The organism is Ruegeria sp. BG10 (assembly GCF_056538575.1).
On record NZ_JBQFTI010000001.1, the window covers coordinates 1529095 to 1547115 of the forward strand.

The 18021-nt window shown below is 60.3% G+C and carries 17 protein-coding genes; 9 read left to right on the plus strand and 8 right to left on the minus strand.

Annotated features, from left to right (window positions below; translation table 11 throughout):
- The first annotated feature begins 17 nt into the window (after nucleotides 1-17).
- From ACR0D8_RS07575 to ACR0D8_RS07590, 4 genes are all read left to right on the plus strand, one after another.
- On the plus strand, nucleotides 18-440 hold the full coding sequence (locus ACR0D8_RS07575) for a DUF2852 domain-containing protein (RefSeq protein ID WP_475161415.1): 423 nt from the start codon (nucleotides 18-20) through the stop codon (nucleotides 438-440).
- Nucleotides 441-506: 66 nt separating this feature from the next.
- Nucleotides 507-938 carry an RDD family protein gene (locus tag ACR0D8_RS07580; RefSeq protein WP_480645571.1) on the plus strand — a complete coding sequence of 144 codons (432 nt, stop codon included), beginning with the start codon at nucleotides 507-509 and terminating at the stop codon, nucleotides 936-938.
- Between the two features lie 77 nt (nucleotides 939-1015).
- Nucleotides 1016-1840, plus strand: a complete 825-nt coding sequence (locus ACR0D8_RS07585) for an arginyltransferase (RefSeq protein ID WP_480645573.1) — start codon at nucleotides 1016-1018, stop codon at nucleotides 1838-1840.
- Between the two features lie 6 nt (nucleotides 1841-1846).
- On the plus strand, nucleotides 1847-2236 hold the full coding sequence (locus ACR0D8_RS07590; protein ID WP_480645575.1) for a VOC family protein: 390 nt from the start codon (nucleotides 1847-1849) through the stop codon (nucleotides 2234-2236).
- A 132-nt stretch (nucleotides 2237-2368) separates the two neighbouring features.
- Here the strand turns inward: ACR0D8_RS07590 and ACR0D8_RS07595 are convergent, their stop codons facing one another.
- The 3 genes from ACR0D8_RS07595 to ACR0D8_RS07605 form a co-directional block, all read right to left on the minus strand.
- Nucleotides 2369-4723: a TRAP transporter large permease gene (locus tag ACR0D8_RS07595; protein ID WP_480645576.1), complete on the minus strand. Its 2355-nt coding sequence runs from the start codon at nucleotides 4721-4723 to the stop codon at nucleotides 2369-2371.
- A 17-nt stretch (nucleotides 4724-4740) separates the two neighbouring features.
- Nucleotides 4741-5667 (minus strand): TRAP transporter small permease subunit, encoded by a 927-nt coding sequence (locus ACR0D8_RS07600; protein WP_480645578.1) that lies wholly within the window; start codon nucleotides 5665-5667, stop codon nucleotides 4741-4743.
- Nucleotides 5668-5789: 122 nt separating this feature from the next.
- On the minus strand, nucleotides 5790-6872 hold the full coding sequence (locus ACR0D8_RS07605; protein WP_475161432.1) for a TRAP transporter substrate-binding protein: 1083 nt from the start codon (nucleotides 6870-6872) through the stop codon (nucleotides 5790-5792).
- Nucleotides 6873-7119: 247 nt separating this feature from the next.
- On the opposite strand from ACR0D8_RS07605, the gene ACR0D8_RS07610 reads away from it, so the two are divergent.
- Both ACR0D8_RS07610 and ACR0D8_RS07615 read left to right on the plus strand, forming a co-directional pair.
- Nucleotides 7120-8553: a cache domain-containing protein gene (locus tag ACR0D8_RS07610; protein ID WP_475161434.1), complete on the plus strand. Its 1434-nt coding sequence runs from the start codon at nucleotides 7120-7122 to the stop codon at nucleotides 8551-8553.
- On the plus strand, nucleotides 8550-9197 hold the full coding sequence (locus tag ACR0D8_RS07615) for a response regulator transcription factor (protein WP_475161436.1): 648 nt from the start codon (nucleotides 8550-8552) through the stop codon (nucleotides 9195-9197). Before ACR0D8_RS07610 ends, ACR0D8_RS07615 begins: the two co-directional genes overlap by 4 nt.
- An 80-nt stretch (nucleotides 9198-9277) precedes the next feature.
- Here the strand turns inward: ACR0D8_RS07615 and ACR0D8_RS07620 are convergent, their stop codons facing one another.
- Entirely contained in the window at nucleotides 9278-9661 is a 384-nt protein-coding gene (locus ACR0D8_RS07620; protein WP_480645579.1) for a bleomycin resistance protein, read from the minus strand.
- Nucleotides 9662-9709: 48 nt separating this feature from the next.
- On the minus strand, nucleotides 9710-10555 hold the full coding sequence (locus ACR0D8_RS07625; protein WP_480645581.1) for a HalD/BesD family halogenase: 846 nt from the start codon (nucleotides 10553-10555) through the stop codon (nucleotides 9710-9712).
- A gap of 424 nt (nucleotides 10556-10979) precedes the next feature.
- Here ACR0D8_RS07625 and ACR0D8_RS07630 point away from each other — a divergent pair, with 424 nt between their 5' ends.
- The 3 genes from ACR0D8_RS07630 (at nucleotide 10980) to ACR0D8_RS07640 (ending at nucleotide 14411) form a co-directional block, all read left to right on the plus strand.
- A complete protein-coding gene (locus tag ACR0D8_RS07630) occupies nucleotides 10980-12731 on the plus strand; it encodes an acetolactate synthase 3 large subunit (RefSeq protein WP_480645583.1) in 1752 nt (583 codons plus the stop codon).
- Nucleotides 12732-12800: 69 nt separating this feature from the next.
- Nucleotides 12801-13361 (plus strand): acetolactate synthase small subunit, encoded by a 561-nt coding sequence (gene ilvN / locus ACR0D8_RS07635; protein ID WP_475161447.1) that lies wholly within the window; start codon nucleotides 12801-12803, stop codon nucleotides 13359-13361.
- Nucleotides 13362-13658: 297 nt separating this feature from the next.
- The gene (locus ACR0D8_RS07640; protein WP_480645584.1) at nucleotides 13659-14411 is read left to right on the plus strand and encodes a helix-turn-helix domain-containing protein; all 753 of its coding nucleotides are present in this window, start codon (nucleotides 13659-13661) and stop codon (nucleotides 14409-14411) included.
- 26 nt (nucleotides 14412-14437) lie between these two features.
- Here the strand turns inward: ACR0D8_RS07640 and ACR0D8_RS07645 are convergent, their stop codons facing one another.
- From ACR0D8_RS07645 to prfB, 3 genes are all read right to left on the minus strand, one after another.
- Nucleotides 14438-15220 carry a DUF2189 domain-containing protein gene (locus ACR0D8_RS07645; protein ID WP_475161453.1) on the minus strand — a complete coding sequence of 261 codons (783 nt, stop codon included), beginning with the start codon at nucleotides 15218-15220 and terminating at the stop codon, nucleotides 14438-14440.
- A 31-nt stretch (nucleotides 15221-15251) separates the two neighbouring features.
- Nucleotides 15252-16646 carry an amidase gene (locus tag ACR0D8_RS07650; protein WP_480645586.1) on the minus strand — a complete coding sequence of 465 codons (1395 nt, stop codon included), beginning with the start codon at nucleotides 16644-16646 and terminating at the stop codon, nucleotides 15252-15254.
- Nucleotides 16647-16821: 175 nt separating this feature from the next.
- The gene (gene prfB, locus ACR0D8_RS07655; protein WP_480645588.1) at nucleotides 16822-17946 is read right to left on the minus strand and encodes a peptide chain release factor 2; all 1125 of its coding nucleotides are present in this window, start codon (nucleotides 17944-17946) and stop codon (nucleotides 16822-16824) included.
- Between the last annotated feature and the right edge of the window lie 75 nt (nucleotides 17947-18021).

Below are 18021 nucleotides of genomic sequence, written 5' to 3' on the forward strand. Positions count from 1 at the left end.
CAACCCGGAGAACCCAAATGACCGCATTGTCCGACCACGCCGTTCCTGAAAATCCGGGATGGCTTTACCGTGCCGAAGCCTGGCTTGACGACAAGGGCAAAGGGGCCTGGATCGCCGTCATGGTCCTTGGTTTCATTTTCTTCTGGCCCGTTGGCCTGGCCCTTCTGGCCTATATGATCTGGAGCAAACGCATGTTCAGCAAGTCCTGCAGCCGCCGCAAATCCTGGCACAGCCACATGAGCGCGATGAAGCCGTCGGGCAACAGCGCCTTCGACGCCTACAAGGCCGACACCCTGGCCCGGCTGGAACGCGAGCAACAGGATTTTGAGGCCTTTCTGCGCCGCCTGCGCGATGCCAAGGACAAGGCCGAGTTCGACCAGTTCATGGAAGAACGCGCCAGCGAAAACCGCGAGGACGATGAAAACGGCGACCGCGCCTGATCCGTCCTTGCCCTGTCCCGGCTTTCGGGACAGGGTGACCATTGCCCAATTTTCGGATTTGACCACATGACCCACCTGCCCGATCCAGACAGCCAGCCCGAGTTCTACAGGTCCGTAGCAACCAAACGCTTTGTGGCATGGCTGTTCGATGTCGTGTTTATTTCTCTGCTGTGCACAGTGGCCATCCTGCTGACCGCCTTTATCGGCCTGTTCTTTCTTGCCCTGATCTATGGCGTGGTCAGCTTCGTCTACCGCGTTGTCACCATTTCCAACGGGTCGGCCACGCTGGGCATGCGTTTCATGGGCATCGAACTGCGCGACGCGTTCGGCGCGCGAATGGATACTGGCAAGGCGCTGGCCCATACCGCTGGCTATTTCGTCAGCATGGCCTTCCCGGTTTTGCAGATCATCTCGGTCATCATGATGCTGACCAGCGCACGCTGTCAGGGCCTGACCGACGCGTTCCTCGGGACCGCAATGATCAATCAACGCGCGTAAAATAATCAGCGCCGTGAATCACTTGGCGGCTTGCGGAACCGTTGTTATCATCCGGTCTCAGGAGATACGGGACCTTCATGCGACACACGCTGCCAATAGCGCCACAATTCTATGTGACGGCACCCCAGCCCTGCCCTTATCTTGAGGGCCGGATGGAACGCAAGCTGTTCACGGCGCTGCAGGGCGAAGGCGCCGACCAGTTGAATAACTCTCTGTCGCAGCAGGGGTTTCGCCGGTCCCAGAACGTGCTGTACCGACCCTCATGCACCGATTGCGCCGCCTGTCTGTCGGCCCGGATCGACGTCTCGGCCTTTCAGGCCAGCAAAAGCCAGCGCCGCGCCGTCAGACGCAACGCGTATCTGCAGCGCCGGGCCAATTCCCCCTGGGCAACAGACGAGCAATATGACCTGTTCCGCCGTTACCTGGATACACGCCACGCTGACGGCGGCATGGCCGACATGGACGTGTTCGAGTTTGCCGCGATGATCGAAGAAACACCGATCCGCAGCCGTGTGGTGGAATATGCTGACCCAGAGACCGGCGGCCTGATCGCCGTCAGCCTGACCGATGTTCTGGATGACGGGCTTAGCATGGTGTATTCCTTCTACGACCCGGAACAGCCGCAGAATTCTCTGGGCACCTATATGATCCTCGATCACATCGACATCGCGCGCGAAGCGGGCCTGCCCTATGTGTATCTGGGGTATTGGGTGCCGGGCAGTCCCAAGATGGGATACAAAGCCCGGTTTTCCGGTCTCGAAGCGTATATCCAGGGCAACTGGACCCGCGTTGGCGATCCTTCGGAACTCGCAGACTCCAGCCACCACCCCCTGTCGACAGCGCCCATCGCCGAACAGGTCGCCAGCATCCAGTTACCGGACCGCCACCCCACCAAAGGCTAGGATTTCATGCAGCAGAACCTTCACGCGGTCACCCTTGTGGTGCCCGATTACGATGTCGCAATTGCGTTTTACACTCAAACACTGCGGTTCACCCTCTTGCAGGACATTGACCTGGGTGACGGCAAACGCTGGGTGCGGGTATCGCCCCCGGGGACGGGCTCCGGGTCGCTGCTGCTGGCCCGCGCGGATGGGCCCCAACAGGCGGCGGCAATCGGAAACCAGACCGGCGGGCGCGTCGGCTTCTTTCTGGAGACCGATGATTTCGTGCGCGATCATACGGCAATGCAGTCCGCCGGCGTCCATTTCGAGGAATCCCCGCGTTACGAACCCTATGGAATTGTTGCGGTCTGGCGCGATCCATTCGGTAACCGCTGGGACCTGATCCAGTTTACCTGATCCGTCCTTCATCTGGCCGAAAATACCTCGGGGTTGAATTGGCCAAAGGCCAAGAAGGGGCTGGCCCCTTCCCCGAACTAACAAGCAAAGGGGGCCATTCGGCCCCCTTTTCCATTTGACTGCTACATCTCGTCAATTCGGGATCAGGTCCGGAACAATCGTCACGATCGACGGGAAGAACCACAGGATGGCGATGCCCACCACCTGGATGATCACGAACGGAATGATCCCGCGATAGATATGGCCCGTCGTGACCTCTTTCGGCGCGACGCCCCTCAGATAGAACAACGCAAATCCGAACGGTGGCGTCAGGAACGAGGTCTGCAGGTTCACCGCCACCATGATCGTCACCCATTTCGGGTCGAACGACCCGCCATAGATCACCGGGCCCACGATCGGGATCACGATGTAGATGATTTCGAGGAAGTCCAGAACAAAGCCCAGGATGAACAACACCAGCATCACAATCAGGAAGACCGTGAACTCGTTGTCGAAGCTCTTCAGGAACTGCTGGATGTAATGCTCGCCCCCGAATGAGATCACCACAAGGTTCAACAACTGTGACCCGATCAGGATGGTGAACACCATCGAGGTCACCTTGGCCGTCTCGCGCACCACCGGCGTCAGTACCCCGCTGGTAAACAGCACCCAGCACCCGAACAGAAGGCCAAACAGAGCGTAGATATAGGTGGCATAGGCCAGAATAAACGCAACCCAGGTTTCAAACGTCACGCTGCCTTGATTGATGCGCAGGTCAAAATTCACGCCCAGCAGCAAACAGATGATGACGGCGAAGGTCGACCAGATGATCACCCTGCCGGACCGGCCCTGATCCTGCAGCTTGCGATACGCCGCCAGCATGATCGCGCCGCCCGCACCCAGCGCCGCAGCGGGCGTCGGGTTGGTGACACCCCCCAGGATCGAGCCCAGAACCGCGATGATCAGGACCAGTGGCGGGAAGACGACCCGGATCAGGTCATTCGTCGCACAGCGCGCCGCGGCCTCCCTGCAGCCGTAAATCGCCAGCGCAAACGGAATCGCCAGTCGCACAAAGCTCCAGCCGGACGAAGTTGTGGGCGATATGAACAGCACGTCTACCAACAGCATCAGCAGCAGACCGATGGCCCCAAGGATCAGCGGTTGCGACGGCTTCGACGGTGCGATGCCCCGGCCCAGAACCAGCGTCAGACCCAACAGCACAACGATCACGGCCACGCCGGTTCCGATCGGCGCGGCTGCGGCGATCTTGGCTTCGCGGGCGGCTGTCAGCTCTTCCTCGGACAGGCGCTGCGCCTCGGCGGCACCCCCGGCGGCGTCGATGGATTCCTGCTCGGCCACGGCCTGATCCCAGGCAGACTGGCCATGCAGTTCGATCATCGACACTTTGCACTCTTCGGACACGTTGGTGCGCAGCGACGCCCCTGCCCCAACATCCGAAAACGCCGAGACCGCGACATTCTGGCTGCCGATCACGCCCGCGCTGCTCAGCAGGACGGCCCCGACGATCAGCGCGACCGGCGCACCCAGCAACCAGGTCAGGCCTTCGCCCCGTGTGATCGCCTCGCCACTGCCGCCCGACATCTCAACGGCCGGGGCTTTTTCCGGGTTCAGCAACGCGTAGCCAAAGGCGTAGATCGCATAAAGCAGGGCCAGCATGATCCCGGGCAGCAGCGCGGCCTGAAACAGCGTGCCAACCGAAACCACCGCCGGTTCCCCCAGATAGGTCAGCGCGTCGGTGCAGCCCGCTTCAACCGCGCGGGTTTCCTGCGCGGTCGAATAGAGGTCCCCCGCCAGCGTTCCCAGCAGAACGATCACGATTGAAGGCGGAATGATCTGCCCCAGCGTCCCCGAGGCTGCAATCACCCCGGTTGCAAGTTCCGGCGAATAGTTATTGCGAAGCATGGTCGGCAGCGCCAACAGGCCCATGGTCACCACAGTCGCGCCGACGATACCGGTCGAGGCGGCCAAAAACGCGCCCACAACCACGATCGACACGGCCAGACCGCCCGGAAGCGGGCCAAAGACACGCGCCATCGTGGTCAGAAGATCGTTGGCGATCTTGGACCGCTCCAGCGTGATGCCCATCAGGACGAACATCAGCACGGCCAGCAAGGTTTCGATGGATTGACCCGCCAGAACACGCTCGTTCATGCGGTTCACGATGAAGGATACGTTGCGGTCCAGCGCCGTTTCCCAGCCCTGTACAAAGACCGGTTCGGCGATCCTTGGCAGGTCCGGATATCGGAACACGGATATGACATCCGGTTTGACACCCGAATTCACAACGTCCCGATAGGCCTGCGATCCGGTATCAATCGCCTGGTGCACCAGCAGCCCGGCACTGTCCAGCGCCGCGATGATCCCAAAGGAAATGATCCCGGCCCCGCCGATGGCAAAGGCCACCGGGAACCCGGACAGGATGCCTCCGAAAAGGCAGAAGAATACGATAATGAGGCCTATCTCGACGCCATCAAGTCCGAATAGCATTGTCTTGGTCTCCGTCCTTAATGTGCGCCTTCGTAGGCTTCTTCACCCTCACCAAGGCTGTCCTTGTCGAGGTATTTTCCAGTGCTTTCCGGCCCTTCCACATATTCCAGATACGAGCGGTACAGGAACGCGATCGCATGCAGGAACACCATGGCTGCAAATGCGACCAGCAGGATTTTGAACAGGAAGTAGGCGTTGAATCCGTTCGGGCTGAACCCGATGGTTTCCACGTTCCAGCGCAGCGCGCGCGACTTGGCCAGCAGACGGTCAAGCGTGTCACTGGCCGAAGGTTTCGGGACGATCAGGTGCCGCCACATGAAGTACCAGCCATACATCCAGGTCAGAACGGCCATCGGCATCATGAACAGTAACGCGCCCAGCATGTCGACAACGCGTTTGGCGCGATGGCTGATGCCGGCATAGATCAGGTCAACGCGCACGTGGCCGCCCTGCACGAAAGTGTAGGTGCAGCACAGGCAGACCACCATGGCGTTGTAAAGCTTCAGCTCTTCGGCGTACCAGCTGATGTCCATCTGGAACGGGATCCCCAGACCAAAGGCCATGTCGGGTCGCGCGAAAACCCGCTGCATGAACACGATGACAATCTGCTGGATGACCATCAGCAGGCCCGCCCAGGCAAAGAATCGCCCGGTGACGTTGGCGAACCCTTCCAGACCCCGCACCATTCCCCACATGAAGCCACGGAAATACAGGCCGATGGCTGTCAGGACGAGGAAGATCGTGAAGATCACAAAGAAGAACTCAACCGACCCGCCATAGTAGACAAAGCGCATGATGGCTTCTTTGTCCGACCAGTTCAGCCAAAGCTGCGGATGCGTGATGGCGTATCCGAAATTGTAGAAAGCTTCGGCAATGTTCTGAACGAACCAGATCAGTCCATTCCACAAAGCGCCGAAAAACGAGAAACCGTTATCGTCCTGCATGTTGTCCCCGGGTCGCGTCAGTTGCACTGCTGTTTATTGCTGGCTTGTCCGAACCGCGCATGTGCAACGGGAAAGGTTTCCCCGCACGGGGCGGGGAAACCATTTGATTGTAATCGGTACGTTTAGCCGCGAACGCGGTCGCGCTGTGCGGTGTAGACACCCGACGACAGGTTGTTCCAGGCCGACGAGGCCGCCATTGATTCCATGGCGCTGTCGTGGATGCGCTTGAACAGCTCGTCACCCATGTTTTCGTCCAGCACTTCCTGGCTGGCCTGACCGAAGGCATCCCAGACGGCATCCGGGAATTCCATGACCTTGACGCCACCCGACTGCAGACGCTGCAGCGCCGCACCGTTGTTGGCCAAGAATTGCGCCAGGTTCCACTGGTGGCACTCGGCGGCCGCGATCTCGATGATCTTCTGCTGGGCCGGTGTCAGGCTGTCGAACACGTCGCGGTTGGTTGCCAGCGACAGGCCGGCGCCCGGCTCGTGGAAGCCCGCGGTGTAGTAGGTCTTGGTGATTTCCTGGAAACCGGCCTTTTCGTCGGCCCAGGGACCGATCCACTCGGTCCCGTCGATGGCACCCGAGGACAGCGCCTGATACACTTCCGAACCCGGAATGTTCTGCACGGATGCGCCCAGTTTACCCAGCGCCTTGCCGCCCAGACCCGGCATACGGAACTTTAGGCCGTTGAAATCTTCGGGGCTGTTGATCTCTTTCGAGTACCAGCCGCCGGCCTGCGCGCCGGTGTTGCCGGCCAGGAAGGATTTCAGACCAAAGATCTGGCCCAGCTCGTCATGCAGCTCCATGCCGCCGTCGTGATAGTACCAGTTCACCAGTTCCTGAGCGGTCATGCCGAACGGCACGGCGGTGAAGAAGGCATAGCCCGGGTGCTGACCGACAAAGTAATAGTCAGCCGCGTGATACATGTCGGCCTGACCGGACGAAACGGCGTCAAACACTTCGAACGCGCCGACCAGTTCGCCGGCGGCCTTGATGTCAACGGTCAGGTTGCCGTCGGACATGGTGGTGATGCTGTCTGCGCAACGCTGTGCGCTGTCGAAGACGCCCGCCAGACCACGGCCCCACGAGGTGACCATGGTGAGCGTGCGCTTACCCTGCGCATAAGCCGGTGCGGCCAGCGTGGTGGCCGCAGCAGCCGAGCCGCCCAGAGCAGATGTTTTCAGAAATGAACGACGATCCATATGAGTGTTCCTCCCCTGCATATTCAAAGCCCGGCAATTCGCCAGGCGCAGTCGTTTTCAGTGCGCGTGAGATTAATGGGCAGGTTTTGAATGTGAATACCTACTACTGCGTAGACGGTGGTGTTTTTGGGCGGCGTGGAGGTCAAAACCTCTGCAAATGACACGATTTTTTCGAATTCTGACCGGCCAGCAGCGCCAGGGGCCAAAAATTTTGCAATTTCCCGCGCGCTTGCGTATCGATTCGAACATGAGGGGATTTCGCAACCTGATCTCGCTGACCTATGGCCAGAAACTTTCGCTGGTCGCCGCGATACCGCTGGTCGTGGCGGTGGCGGCGATTGCGGTGCTGGTTGCCTATGAATCCCGCGCGACGGCCGAGCGCGAGATACAGGCGCTGGAGCGTCGGCTGATCGAGGCCAAGAAAGAGGAACTGCGGAACTATGTGACACAGGCCCGGAACGGGTTCGCCTATATCTATGGCCGCGCCTCTCCGGATGATCGTGTTGCCAAGAATCTGGTGACACAGATCCTGTCGGCGATGATCTACGGCAAGGACGGGTTCTTCTTCGTCTATGACTATGATGGCAACAACCTTGTCAGCCCGCGCCAGACCGAATTCATCAACCGCAACTGGGAAGGTCTGACCGATAGCGACGGCACCCCGATCGTGGAAGAGTTCATCAGCCTCGCCCGGCAGGGCGCAGGCTGGCACAGCTTCATGTGGCAAAAGCCGTCCACCGGGGAAGAGGCACAAATGATCGCCTATGTCGTCGGCCTGCAGGACTGGCGGTGGGCGGTCGGCACCGGTGTCTTCATCGACGACATCGTGGCCACTGTCGCCAACGCCCGCGCCGAGGTCGAGGCCCGCGTACAGCGGACCTTTATGTATATCGGCGGCATTGTCCTGGCCGCCGTGCTGATCGTGTTCGCCTCGGGCATGTTGCTGAATGTCCGCGAACGGCGTCTGGCCGACGCCAAGCTCAAGGAACTGACCCAGCGTGTGTTCGATGCGCAGGAAGAGGAACGCGGCCGCGTGGCGCGCGAGTTGCATGACGGGATCAGCCAGATTCTGGTGGGCGTGCGCTACGCGCTCGACAATGCGCGGCGACGGCTGGACCGCGGGGATGATGACGGTGCCCGCGACCCGTTGGGCAAGGGGATCGATCACCTTGGCACCGCCATCACCGAGGTCCGCCGCATCAGCCGCGATCTGCGTCCCGGCGTGCTGGACGATCTGGGCCTCGGGCCGGCCCTCAAGGCCCTGACGGATGATTTTCGCGAACGCACCGGGATCGAGACCGAGTTTTCCACCGTCGTGTTCCGCAACCGGCTGGATCAGGACAGCAAGATTGCCCTCTACCGCATCGCGCAGGAGGCCCTGACCAATATCGAACGTCATTCCGGCGCAACCCGCGTAACCATCGACCTGCGCGGTCACAAAAAAGGCGCGACCATGCGCATTACCGATAACGGCAGCGGATTGCCCGGCGGATCCGATCCGGTCAGCACCGGGATCGGGCTGCGCAATATGGAGGAACGCATCGCACAGCTTGACGGATCGTTGCGTATTCTGTCATCACGCGGGCCACGCAGCGGCACGGTGATCGAAGCCAGCCTGCCGCTGAGCCACTTGCTGCCGCCGCAGGAAGACGCAACACCGAACCGAAAGGCCGGCACATGAGCGCACAGACGATCCGGGTCCTTATCGTGGACGACCACCCGATGGTGGCCGAAGGGATCCAGTCGATCCTTGAAAGCTATGCTGACATCGAGGTGGTCGGGACGCTTGGCAGCGGTCAGGAAGCGGTGGATCAGGCCGGGACGTTGCTGCCCGATGTCATCCTGATGGACCTGAACATGCCCGGTCTGGGCGGGCTCAGCGCCACCGAAATCATTCTCGAACGTCTGCCGGAAACCCGTATTCTGATCCTGTCGATGCATGACAGTCCGGAATACATCTCGACCGCGCTCAGCCATGGGGCCAAGGGGTATGTGCTCAAGGACGTGCAAACCGAAGAGATCAAACAGGCCATCGACGCGGTGATGCGGGGCGAACAATATCTTTGCACCGGGGCCAGTGGCTCGTTGCAGCCCAAGGGCGACAGCACCCGCGAAGCCCTGACCGGCCGGGAACAGACGATCCTGCTGGAACTTGCGCAGGGCAAGTCGAACAAGGAAGTCGCGCAAACTCTTGAGATTTCAGTCCGCACCGTGGAAACGCACCGCAAGAACATCAAACGCAAGCTGGGCATTTCCTCGACCGCGGGTCTGACCCGCTATGCGCTGGAACACGGTGTTCTGCAGGGCACCAGCCCCGGCTTTTAAGCACCATCCGCAGCGCGCAGCGCTGCCAAGCCCAACCGGTGGAGATGCGCCGCAGGCGCATCGACAACGGGCGGGAGGGCTTATGATCTGGGCCGGATATCCTCGCCAAAGAACACCAGCGTTCCATCCTCGTCCAGAACGTGAAACTCGCGCTGCTGATAGGGTTGGTCGAAAGGCGGGCGCACGCGCCCTTCGGGCAGGTCCGCCAACCCCGCGCGCATGGTCGCATACAGATCGTCGATGCCTTCGACATCTATATAGAAGGACTGATTGTCGCCCAGCGGCCGCCCATCCTCGCGCGGCGGGCATTCCAGCAACCGGATGGCCACCGTGCCCCGCGACAGATATGCGTAATTCTCTTGCCTGAACCCGCACGAGAACCCCAGCCGGTCACAATAGAAGTCGATCTGCTGTTGCAGGGAAGAACACAAGACAAATGGCGTAAGTTGTAAAACACGAGGCACCAGACCCTCCGGCTTTTGAAATCGTCTCCGGTGTCAGCCTAACACAGTTCAGTCCAGCAACCGGTCTTTTCGCACCCCCTCGCGTTCATGGTGATGCGGCAACACGCGCCCGTAAAGCTGCCGGGTGCGTTCGACCCCGCCGCACATTCCTTTGGCTTCGACAAAGGAAAAGATACCGACATACCGGCTGACCGCTCCTTTCACCGGCGCAACCCGATGCAAGGAGTACCGGCCTTTGAAAATCTGCAGGTCTCCGGGCTGCAACTCCAGTTGCCGGACCCGCGCCCTGTCGCCGTCCAGAACCGCGCCGACGGTCTGAAAGTTCTCGTCCTCGGCGCTGCGCAGATTGGGGACATATTCGAAAGCGCCGCCCTCTTCACCGTTCTGGATGGCCAGCGTCACCGTGTAATTGTTGGTGTCGAAATGCCAGGGAAAGCCCTGCCCCTCCTCGACCACATTGACGATGACATCCGCCAGCGGGTCATCATAGCGAAAAAACCGATCCTCGGGTTCGTTCAGCGTGTCACGGATAAAGGGCAGAAACCCCTCAAACTCATAAATCCTACGCAGCGGGCCGGATTTGCGGAAATTGTCGGCAGGCACAAATGCGTTGGAACGGTCGTAGAAACGGCGGACCGGATGAGCCGCCCCAAATCGCGGATCGTCCTGGGTGAAATAGGCGTTCGTGCGACTGAAAGAACGATGAGCGTTTGGCGCCACGGCATCTGCTTCGGCCAGTAATTGCGTCAGACCCTCTGGGTGAACGAAGCCGGGCAAAATGGCGCATCCATCCTGATCAAGTTCGCGGCGCACATCGGCGATCATCTGATCATAGGCGCGCGAGTCCGGGCGATCGATCGGGTAGCGCCCCAGATCAACCAGATCCTGCAGCATTTTCCACCTCACTTACCTGCTATGTCAGGACCAGCGTGCCCTACTCGAACAGGCCCATCATGCCCGTTTCGGACATCGCCCTGACGCTTTCAGACAAGTCGGCAAACGGGCGCAACACCCTGTCATCGGGTCGAAATTCACGTAAGTTCCGGACATGCGTCAATCTGCGCAAGAAAATGTCGCAAATTCCCGCCTGCAAGTTAGAAAATTGGTGCAATTGCCTGTTGACGCCTCTTTCCCCCGCCCATAAGGTCCATGCACGCAAAAAAGGAGCCTCTGGCGATGAAAACGCTAGTCGTAATCGTGGGAACCAAGCGCATGGGCCGGTAACGGTAAGCCATAATCGAACCCATGCGCCTCCGAAAATCTCGGGGGCTTTTTTTATGCGAAACGCAAGACACATGTCGCGAACGGAGCAAAGCAGATGACACGTGAGATGACCGGCGCAAAAATGGTTGTTCAGGCCCTCAAGGATCAGGGCGTGGACACGGTATTCGGGTATCCCGGCGGCGCCGTCCTGCCGATCTATGACGAGATCTTTCTGCAAAACGACATTCGCCACATTCTGGTGCGCCACGAACAGGGCGCGGTGCACGCGGCCGAAGGCTACGCCCGCTCGACCGGCAAGCCCGGCGTTGCGCTGGTGACGTCCGGCCCCGGTGCGACCAATGCGGTGACCGGGTTGACGGACGCGTTGCTGGATTCGATCCCGATAGTGGTTCTGACCGGCCAGGTTCCGACCTTCATGATCGGATCAGACGCCTTTCAGGAGGCCGATACCGTTGGCATCACCCGCCCCTGCACCAAGCATAACTGGCTGGTCAAGGACACGGATTCGCTGTCCGAGACCATGCACGAGGCGTTCCACGTCGCCACATCTGGCCGCCCCGGCCCGGTGCTGATCGACATCCCCAAGGACGTTCAGTTCGCGTCCGGTGAATACCGCGCGCCGAAACCTTCGACCTCGCATTACCAACCGGTGCTGAAAGGCGATCTGGAAGAGATTACCGAACTGGTTGCAGCCATGGAAACGGCGAAAAAGCCGGTGTTCTACACCGGTGGCGGCGTCATCAATTCCGGACCGGCCGCCAGCCAGCTGCTGCGTGAATTGGTGGATGCAACCGGATTTCCGATCACCTCGACCCTGATGGGGCTGGGCGCCTACCCCGCTTCGGGCAAAAACTGGCTGGGAATGCTGGGCATGCACGGATTGTACGAGGCCAATCTAGCCATGCATGACTGTGACCTGATGATCAATGTCGGGGCCCGTTTTGATGACCGGATCACCGGGCGGATAGATGCGTTCTCGCCAAACTCGAAAAAGGCGCATGTCGATATCGATCCGTCTTCGATCAATAAGGTGATCCGCGTCGACATCCCGATTGTCGGCGACGTTGCGCATGTGCTTGAGGATATTCTTAAAATCTGGAAGGCACGCGGGCGCAAGACCGATGCGGCGAACGTGAAGCAGTGGCAGGCGCAGATCAGTGAGTGGCGCAAGGTCAACTGCCTTGCCTACACCAACAGCGAAAAGACCATCAAACCGCAATACGCGCTGCAACGGCTTGAGGAACTGACCAAGGACCACGACCGTTACATCACCACCGAGGTCGGCCAGCACCAGATGTGGGCGGCCCAGTATCTTGGGTTCGAAGACCCCAACCGCTGGATGACGTCAGGCGGTCTGGGCACGATGGGCTATGGCTTCCCCGCCTCGATCGGCGTGCAGATGGCGCATCCCGAGGCGCTGGTCATCAACGTCGCCGGCGAGGCGTCGTGGCTGATGAACATGCAGGAGATGGGCACCGCCGCGCAGTACCGTCTGCCGGTGAAGCAGTTCATCCTGAACAATGAACGTCTGGGCATGGTCCGCCAGTGGCAGGAATTGCTGCATGGTGAGCGGTATTCGCATTCCTGGTCCGAGGCCCTGCCTGATTTCGTCAAGCTTGCCGAAGCCTTCGGGGCCAAGGGCATTCTGTGTTCCGACCCCGTCGATCTGGATGATGCGATCATGGAAATGATCAATTATGACGGCCCGGTGATCTTCGACTGTCTGGTTGAAAAGCACGAGAACTGCTTCCCCATGATCCCGTCGGGCAAAGCCCATAATGAGATGCTGCTGGGCGAAGCCGAGACGCAGGGCGTGATCGACAGCAAAGGCTCGGTTCTGGTCTGAAAAATTTGACGGATTTTGCCGGGTGCCGCTTACGCGCCCGGCACCATAAGGATGATGAAAGGGACATAAATGTCTGCCCTACATATCAAAAAAGGCTCCACTCGCCATTCGGCCTATAACCTACGGCCCACCTTCTCGGACGTTCAGGAACGCCACACGATCGCGGTTCTGGTCGAGAACGAGCCGGGCGTTCTGGCCCGGGTGATCGGGTTGTTCTCGGGCCGCGGTTACAACATCGAAAGCCTGACGGTGGCCGAGGTGGATCACACTGGTCACCTCAGCCGCATCACCATCGTCACCACCGGAACGCCGCAGGTGATCGAACAGATCAAGGCGCAGCTTGGCCGGATTGTCACCGTTCATGATGTGCATGACCTGACCGTCGAAGGCCCCTCGGTTGAGCGTGAGCTGGCGATCATCAAGGTCGTCGGGGCGGGCGACAAGCGGGTCGAGGCGCTGCGTCTGGCGGATATCTTCCGCGCCAATGTTGTGGACAGCACACTGAACTCATTCATCTTCGAGATTACCGGAGTACCGGACAAGATCGACGCCTTCGCCGACCTGATGCGCCCGCTGGGTCTGGTCGAAGTGGCCCGCACGGGGGTCGCTGCGCTGTTGCGCGGCGAATGACGCATGCTCCACCCTTGCGCAACAGGCGTTAAGGGTGGGGAATATTGGCCAGGAAGGGCGTTACCGGGTGCTGCAAGGCACCCGGCGCATTGGTCCCTGGGTAACACCTGCCCAAAAAGATCACGCAAAATAAAATAAAGCCTATTGCCATTGCCGGATTGGGCGTTAGCCTCGGAAGGTGACGTGGCGTCGGGATGCGCGCGTTGGGGTTATCTGTACGATTTTGGCGCATGGTCGACCTGTGGGTCGGTGGTTGGTGCGTTTCTGGAATTCGAGTCGCAAGAACCTGGGACGAAAATGACCAAAGACACCCGCAAACCTGCTGATTTGCGCAGGATGTTCGGCGCCAACCTCAGGCGTCTTGCACAGCAATATTCATCCGTTTCAGAACTTTGCCGTCAGCTTGGGATCAACCGCACCCAGTTCAACCGTTATCTTGGCGGCGAAAGCTTTCCGCGCCCGGACGTTCTGGATCGTATCTGCCGGTTTTTCGAAGTTGACGCCCGCATTTTGCTGCGGCCTCTGGACGAGATCGACCGCGCCCCCGCGCATCCGGCCGCATCTGCCCTGACCGATTTTCTGGGGTCGGGCCCTACCACACTGACCGAGAACCTGTTTCCGGCGGGCTTCTATTATGCGACCGAGACCGAGTTGAACGAACCGCAGCCGTCCCGGCACAGGCTGTTTCATGCGCGCAGATTGCCGCAATGCACTTTGGTTCGGGGGTACGAGCCGCGCCCGGTGATGCCCGGGCTTCCCCCGGCAGACCGCGAGGTGCAGGGCATCGCGGCCTGCGCCGGCCGGCAGATTTACATCCTGATGTCCTGCCGGGCCTCTCAGAACAGCCGGATTTATCTTGTGACGCGCGGATCGAACGATCAGGCGGACCGGTGGCGCGGCGTGGCGATCTGCCTGTCGAAAACCACGGCCAACGCGGCCACCACGCGGCGCATCCTGTTGCGCCACCTTGGCGAAGACCCGACGGCGGTGCTGGCCGCCGCTCGGACGGCCCGCCGGTCCGAGCGCCCGCTCGCGCATGCCGTCAGGTAGCGCGAACTGCCGTATCTGTTGCCCGGCTAGCCTGTGTTTTCGCTGCGTGCCTGCGTGATCAGCCGGTATAGATGCCAGCTTGCGTGCCCCAGAAGGGGCAGGACAACCAACAGCCCCAGAAACCACGGAACCATGGCCACAAAGGTCAACACGGCGATGAACACCCCCCATCCCAGCATGATCCGGGGGTTGGCCCTGACATAGCCAAAGCTGGCTATCATCGCGGTCACAAAATCCAGTTCGCGATCCAGCAGCATCGGAATCGACAGCACCGTGATCATGTACAGAACGGTTGCAAAAATCGCGCCGACGACCGTTCCGACACCCAGCATCGTCAACCCGTTGGGTGTCAGGAAAACCTCAAGCGAAGACGACACGTTGGTCATCGTCGACAGGCCCATGAACAGGGCAAAGATCATGTGACCCAGAAAGAACCAGAACAGAAACATCACCACGATGATCGCGCAGATCGACGGAAGCTGACGGCGGCTTTGCTGAAGGACCACACCGAAGATGGCTTTGAAATCCAGCGGTTCATTCTGCTCAATCCGATGTGACACTTCATACAGCCCCACAGCGGCAAAAGGCCCGAGCAAAGGGAAGCCGATGGCCGCCAGAACCAGCCAATAGGACGTGCCGGACTGTATCGTAATCCAGGCCATCACCCATCCCGCTAGCACGTAAAAACACGCAAACAACAGTCCAAAGATTGGCGCCCGCCGGAAATCCGCCCAGGCGCGGCGCAGTGCCTCGCGCACCATGCCGACATCCACAGGCCCCATATCTGGAACGCCAAACTGCTTTTCCATATCCTGTCCTCCTCCCGTATCGGCGCGCTCGTCAGGCCTGCCGTTTTTGTGGCCACCCGGTGGCGGCGTGATAGGCTGACCCGATCGACAGAATGCGGGCGTCAGACCCGCGCGGGCCAAATATCTGCATCCCCATCGGCAACCCTTCCGGCCCGAACCCGACCGGCACCGACAGACAGGGCAGACCGATCAGGCTGACCGGTACAACCACCTGCATCCATCGGTGATAGGTATCCATTCTTTTCCCGGCAATCTCTGTGGGGAAGGGCAGTTCGGCATCAAAGGGCCAGACCTGCGCCGATGGCAGGATCAGCGCGTCGTAGTCCGCAAACAACTCGGCCGCACACCGAAACCACTCCGAACGAGCAACACTTGCGCGGTGCACCTGCATCGCCGACATGGCCAGACCGCGATCAAGCTCCCACTGCGCGGTGTCCTTCAGATCCGCCCGGTGCTCGGTCAACGGCAACAGGCTTGCCGCGATGCTCCACGATCTCAGGTCCGCCCAGCTGTCCCACATCCGGTCTGCCGCGAACGGGGGCGCAACCGGTTCGACCACTGCGCCCATTTGGCTGAACACCGACAGCGCGCTGTGGCACAGATCACGAATGCCGTCTTCGAACGGGAACGCCCCGCCCCAATCGTCCAGCCAGCCGATGCGCAGGCCGGTCAAATCGGCGGCCTGCACAGGTGACACCGGAGAACTGGCCGTCCCGTGTGGCTGTCGCGGGTCAGGTCCTGAAATCACGTCGAGCAACACACCCAGGTCTTCGGGGCTCCGCGCCATCGGGCCCAGCGTTGAAAGCTGATGCAGAAATCCGTCCCCGACGGGTTCGGAGGGGACGCGCCCCCAGCTCGGGCGAAATCCATAGACGTTGTTCCACGCCGCCGGGTTGCGCAGGCTGCCCATCATGTCGGACCCATCCGCAAGCGCCACCATGCCGGTCGCCAGCGCCACCGCTGCCCCGCCGGACGAGCCGCCACAGGTCCGCTCCGGATCATACGGATTGCGCGTCGCGCCATAGACCGGGTTGAAGGTATGAGACCCCAGCCCAAACTCCGGCGTGTTGGTTTTTCCGATCAGGATCGCCCCCGCCGACCGCATCCGCGCTGCTATCAGATCATCATCCTGCGGCACGTGGTCCCGAAAAATCGGAGACCCCTGCGTCGAGGCGATCCCGGCCACGTTAACCAGATCCTTGACCGCAATGGGCAACCCGTGCAGCGGCCCCCGGCGCGGCCCGTCATCCAGGGCCCGCGCCTCGGCCATCAGGTCGTCTTCGTCGCGTAGTGCAACAATCGCGTTCAGCCTGCCGTTAATCGCGGAAATCCGGTCCAGCATGGCACGCATCAGTTCCGCCGCCGACAAACGCCCGGCAGAGATCGCGTTCAGCAGGTCAATTGCGGTTGTCTGGCTCAGATCCATTCCGGGCTCATCCCTTTGTTCAGGATCAGCCTAGCCGGGGCACACCCCCATTTAAACCCACTGTTTTGATGTATCTTTTCCGGTCCCGCGCAGAACCGCGATCTGATTCATCCGGCCCGAAATATCCCCGGTGCATTTCCACCTGCGAAAACGGAGGCCGAGCCCCCTGCCCGACTTATTCGCCCTGCGCCTCAGACCGGCTTTTGCCCGCGACATTCAATGCCAGCGTGGCCGCCATGAACCCGTCCAGATCGCCGTCCAGCACACCTTTGGTATCCGAGGTCTCAAAGTTGGTTCGCAGGTCCTTTACCATCTGGTAGGGCTGCAATACGTAAGACCGGATCTGGTTGCCCCAGCCCGCGTCGCCCTTGGCCTCATGCGCGGCATTGATATCGGCGTTGCGGCGATCCAGTTCCTGCTGATACAGGCGCGATTTCAGCGCCTTCATCGCGATATCACGGTTCTGGTGCTGCGATTTCTCAGAGCTGGTCACCACGATCCCGGTCGGAATATGTGTGATCCGCACTGCCGAATCCGTCGTGTTCACGTGCTGTCCGCCGGCACCCGAAGACCGGTAGGTGTCGATGCGGATTTCCGAGGGGTTCACTTCGATCTCGATATTGTCGTCCACCACCGGATAAACCCAGACCGAACTGAACGACGTGTGCCGTTTCGCCGCCGAGTCATAGGGCGAGATCCGCACCAGACGGTGCACACCGCTTTCCGACTTCAGCCAGCCATAGGCGTTATGGCCGGAAATCTTGTAGGCGGCGGATTTGATCCCCGCCTCTTCCCCTGCGGTTTCGGATTGCAGCTCGACCTTATAGCCCTTCTTCTCGGCCCAGCGCACATACATCCGCGCCAGCATCGAGGCCCAGTCGCAGCTTTCGGTTCCGCCCGCGCCCGAGTTGATCTCAAGGAAGGTGTCATTACCGTCGGCCTCACCATCCAGCAGCGCCTCAAGCTCTTTCTTTGCGGCCTTGGTTTGCAGCTTTTTGATGGCCTCTTCGGCGTCTGTGACGACCTCATCGTCCTCTTCCATCTCGCCCAGTTCGATCAGTTCGATATTGTCGTTCAGATCGGTTTTGATGGACTCGTATGTCTCGATCGCATCGACCAGCATCTGCCGCTCGCGCATCAGTTTCTGCGCGTTCTCGGGGTTGTCCCACAGGTTGGGATCCTCGACACGCGCATTGAACTCTTCAAGGCGATGGGGGGCGGTCTCATAGTCCATACGCTGCGCCAGCAGCTCCAGCGATTTTTGGATTTCCGCCACGATGTTCTGGGTTTCGGCGCGCATGGTCTGTTCCCAACTTGCTCAATCAGGCCTGCGTGATAGCAAGAGGTGCGAGCCACCACAAGCCAAGTGAGACGC

Excerpts from the sequence above, each read along its gene's own strand:
- ACR0D8_RS07605 (WP_475161432.1), bottom strand. The coding sequence starts at position 6,872 with ATGGATCGTCGTTCATTTCTGAAAACATCTGCTCTGGGCGGCTCGGCT.
- ACR0D8_RS07575 (WP_475161415.1), top strand. The coding sequence starts at position 18 with ATGACCGCATTGTCCGACCACGCCGTTCCTGAAAATCCGGGATGGCTT.
- ACR0D8_RS07580 (WP_480645571.1), top strand. The coding sequence starts at position 507 with ATGACCCACCTGCCCGATCCAGACAGCCAGCCCGAGTTCTACAGGTCC.
- ACR0D8_RS07650 (WP_480645586.1), bottom strand. The coding sequence starts at position 16,646 with ATGGATCTGAGCCAGACAACCGCAATTGACCTGCTGAACGCGATCTCT.
- ACR0D8_RS07645 (WP_475161453.1), bottom strand. The coding sequence starts at position 15,220 with ATGGAAAAGCAGTTTGGCGTTCCAGATATGGGGCCTGTGGATGTCGGC.
- ACR0D8_RS07610 (WP_475161434.1), top strand. The coding sequence starts at position 7,120 with ATGAGGGGATTTCGCAACCTGATCTCGCTGACCTATGGCCAGAAACTT.
- ACR0D8_RS07640 (WP_480645584.1), top strand. The coding sequence starts at position 13,659 with ATGACCAAAGACACCCGCAAACCTGCTGATTTGCGCAGGATGTTCGGC.
- ACR0D8_RS07590 (WP_480645575.1), top strand. The coding sequence starts at position 1,847 with ATGCAGCAGAACCTTCACGCGGTCACCCTTGTGGTGCCCGATTACGAT.
- ACR0D8_RS07625 (WP_480645581.1), bottom strand. The coding sequence starts at position 10,555 with ATGCTGCAGGATCTGGTTGATCTGGGGCGCTACCCGATCGATCGCCCG.
- ACR0D8_RS07595 (WP_480645576.1), bottom strand. The coding sequence starts at position 4,723 with ATGCTATTCGGACTTGATGGCGTCGAGATAGGCCTCATTATCGTATTC.
- ACR0D8_RS07630 (WP_480645583.1), top strand. The coding sequence starts at position 10,980 with ATGACACGTGAGATGACCGGCGCAAAAATGGTTGTTCAGGCCCTCAAG.
- ACR0D8_RS07600 (WP_480645578.1), bottom strand. The coding sequence starts at position 5,667 with ATGCAGGACGATAACGGTTTCTCGTTTTTCGGCGCTTTGTGGAATGGA.
- prfB (WP_480645588.1), bottom strand. The coding sequence starts at position 17,946 with ATGCGCGCCGAAACCCAGAACATCGTGGCGGAAATCCAAAAATCGCTG.
- ACR0D8_RS07615 (WP_475161436.1), top strand. The coding sequence starts at position 8,550 with ATGAGCGCACAGACGATCCGGGTCCTTATCGTGGACGACCACCCGATG.
- ACR0D8_RS07585 (WP_480645573.1), top strand. The coding sequence starts at position 1,016 with ATGCGACACACGCTGCCAATAGCGCCACAATTCTATGTGACGGCACCC.
- ilvN (WP_475161447.1), top strand. The coding sequence starts at position 12,801 with ATGTCTGCCCTACATATCAAAAAAGGCTCCACTCGCCATTCGGCCTAT.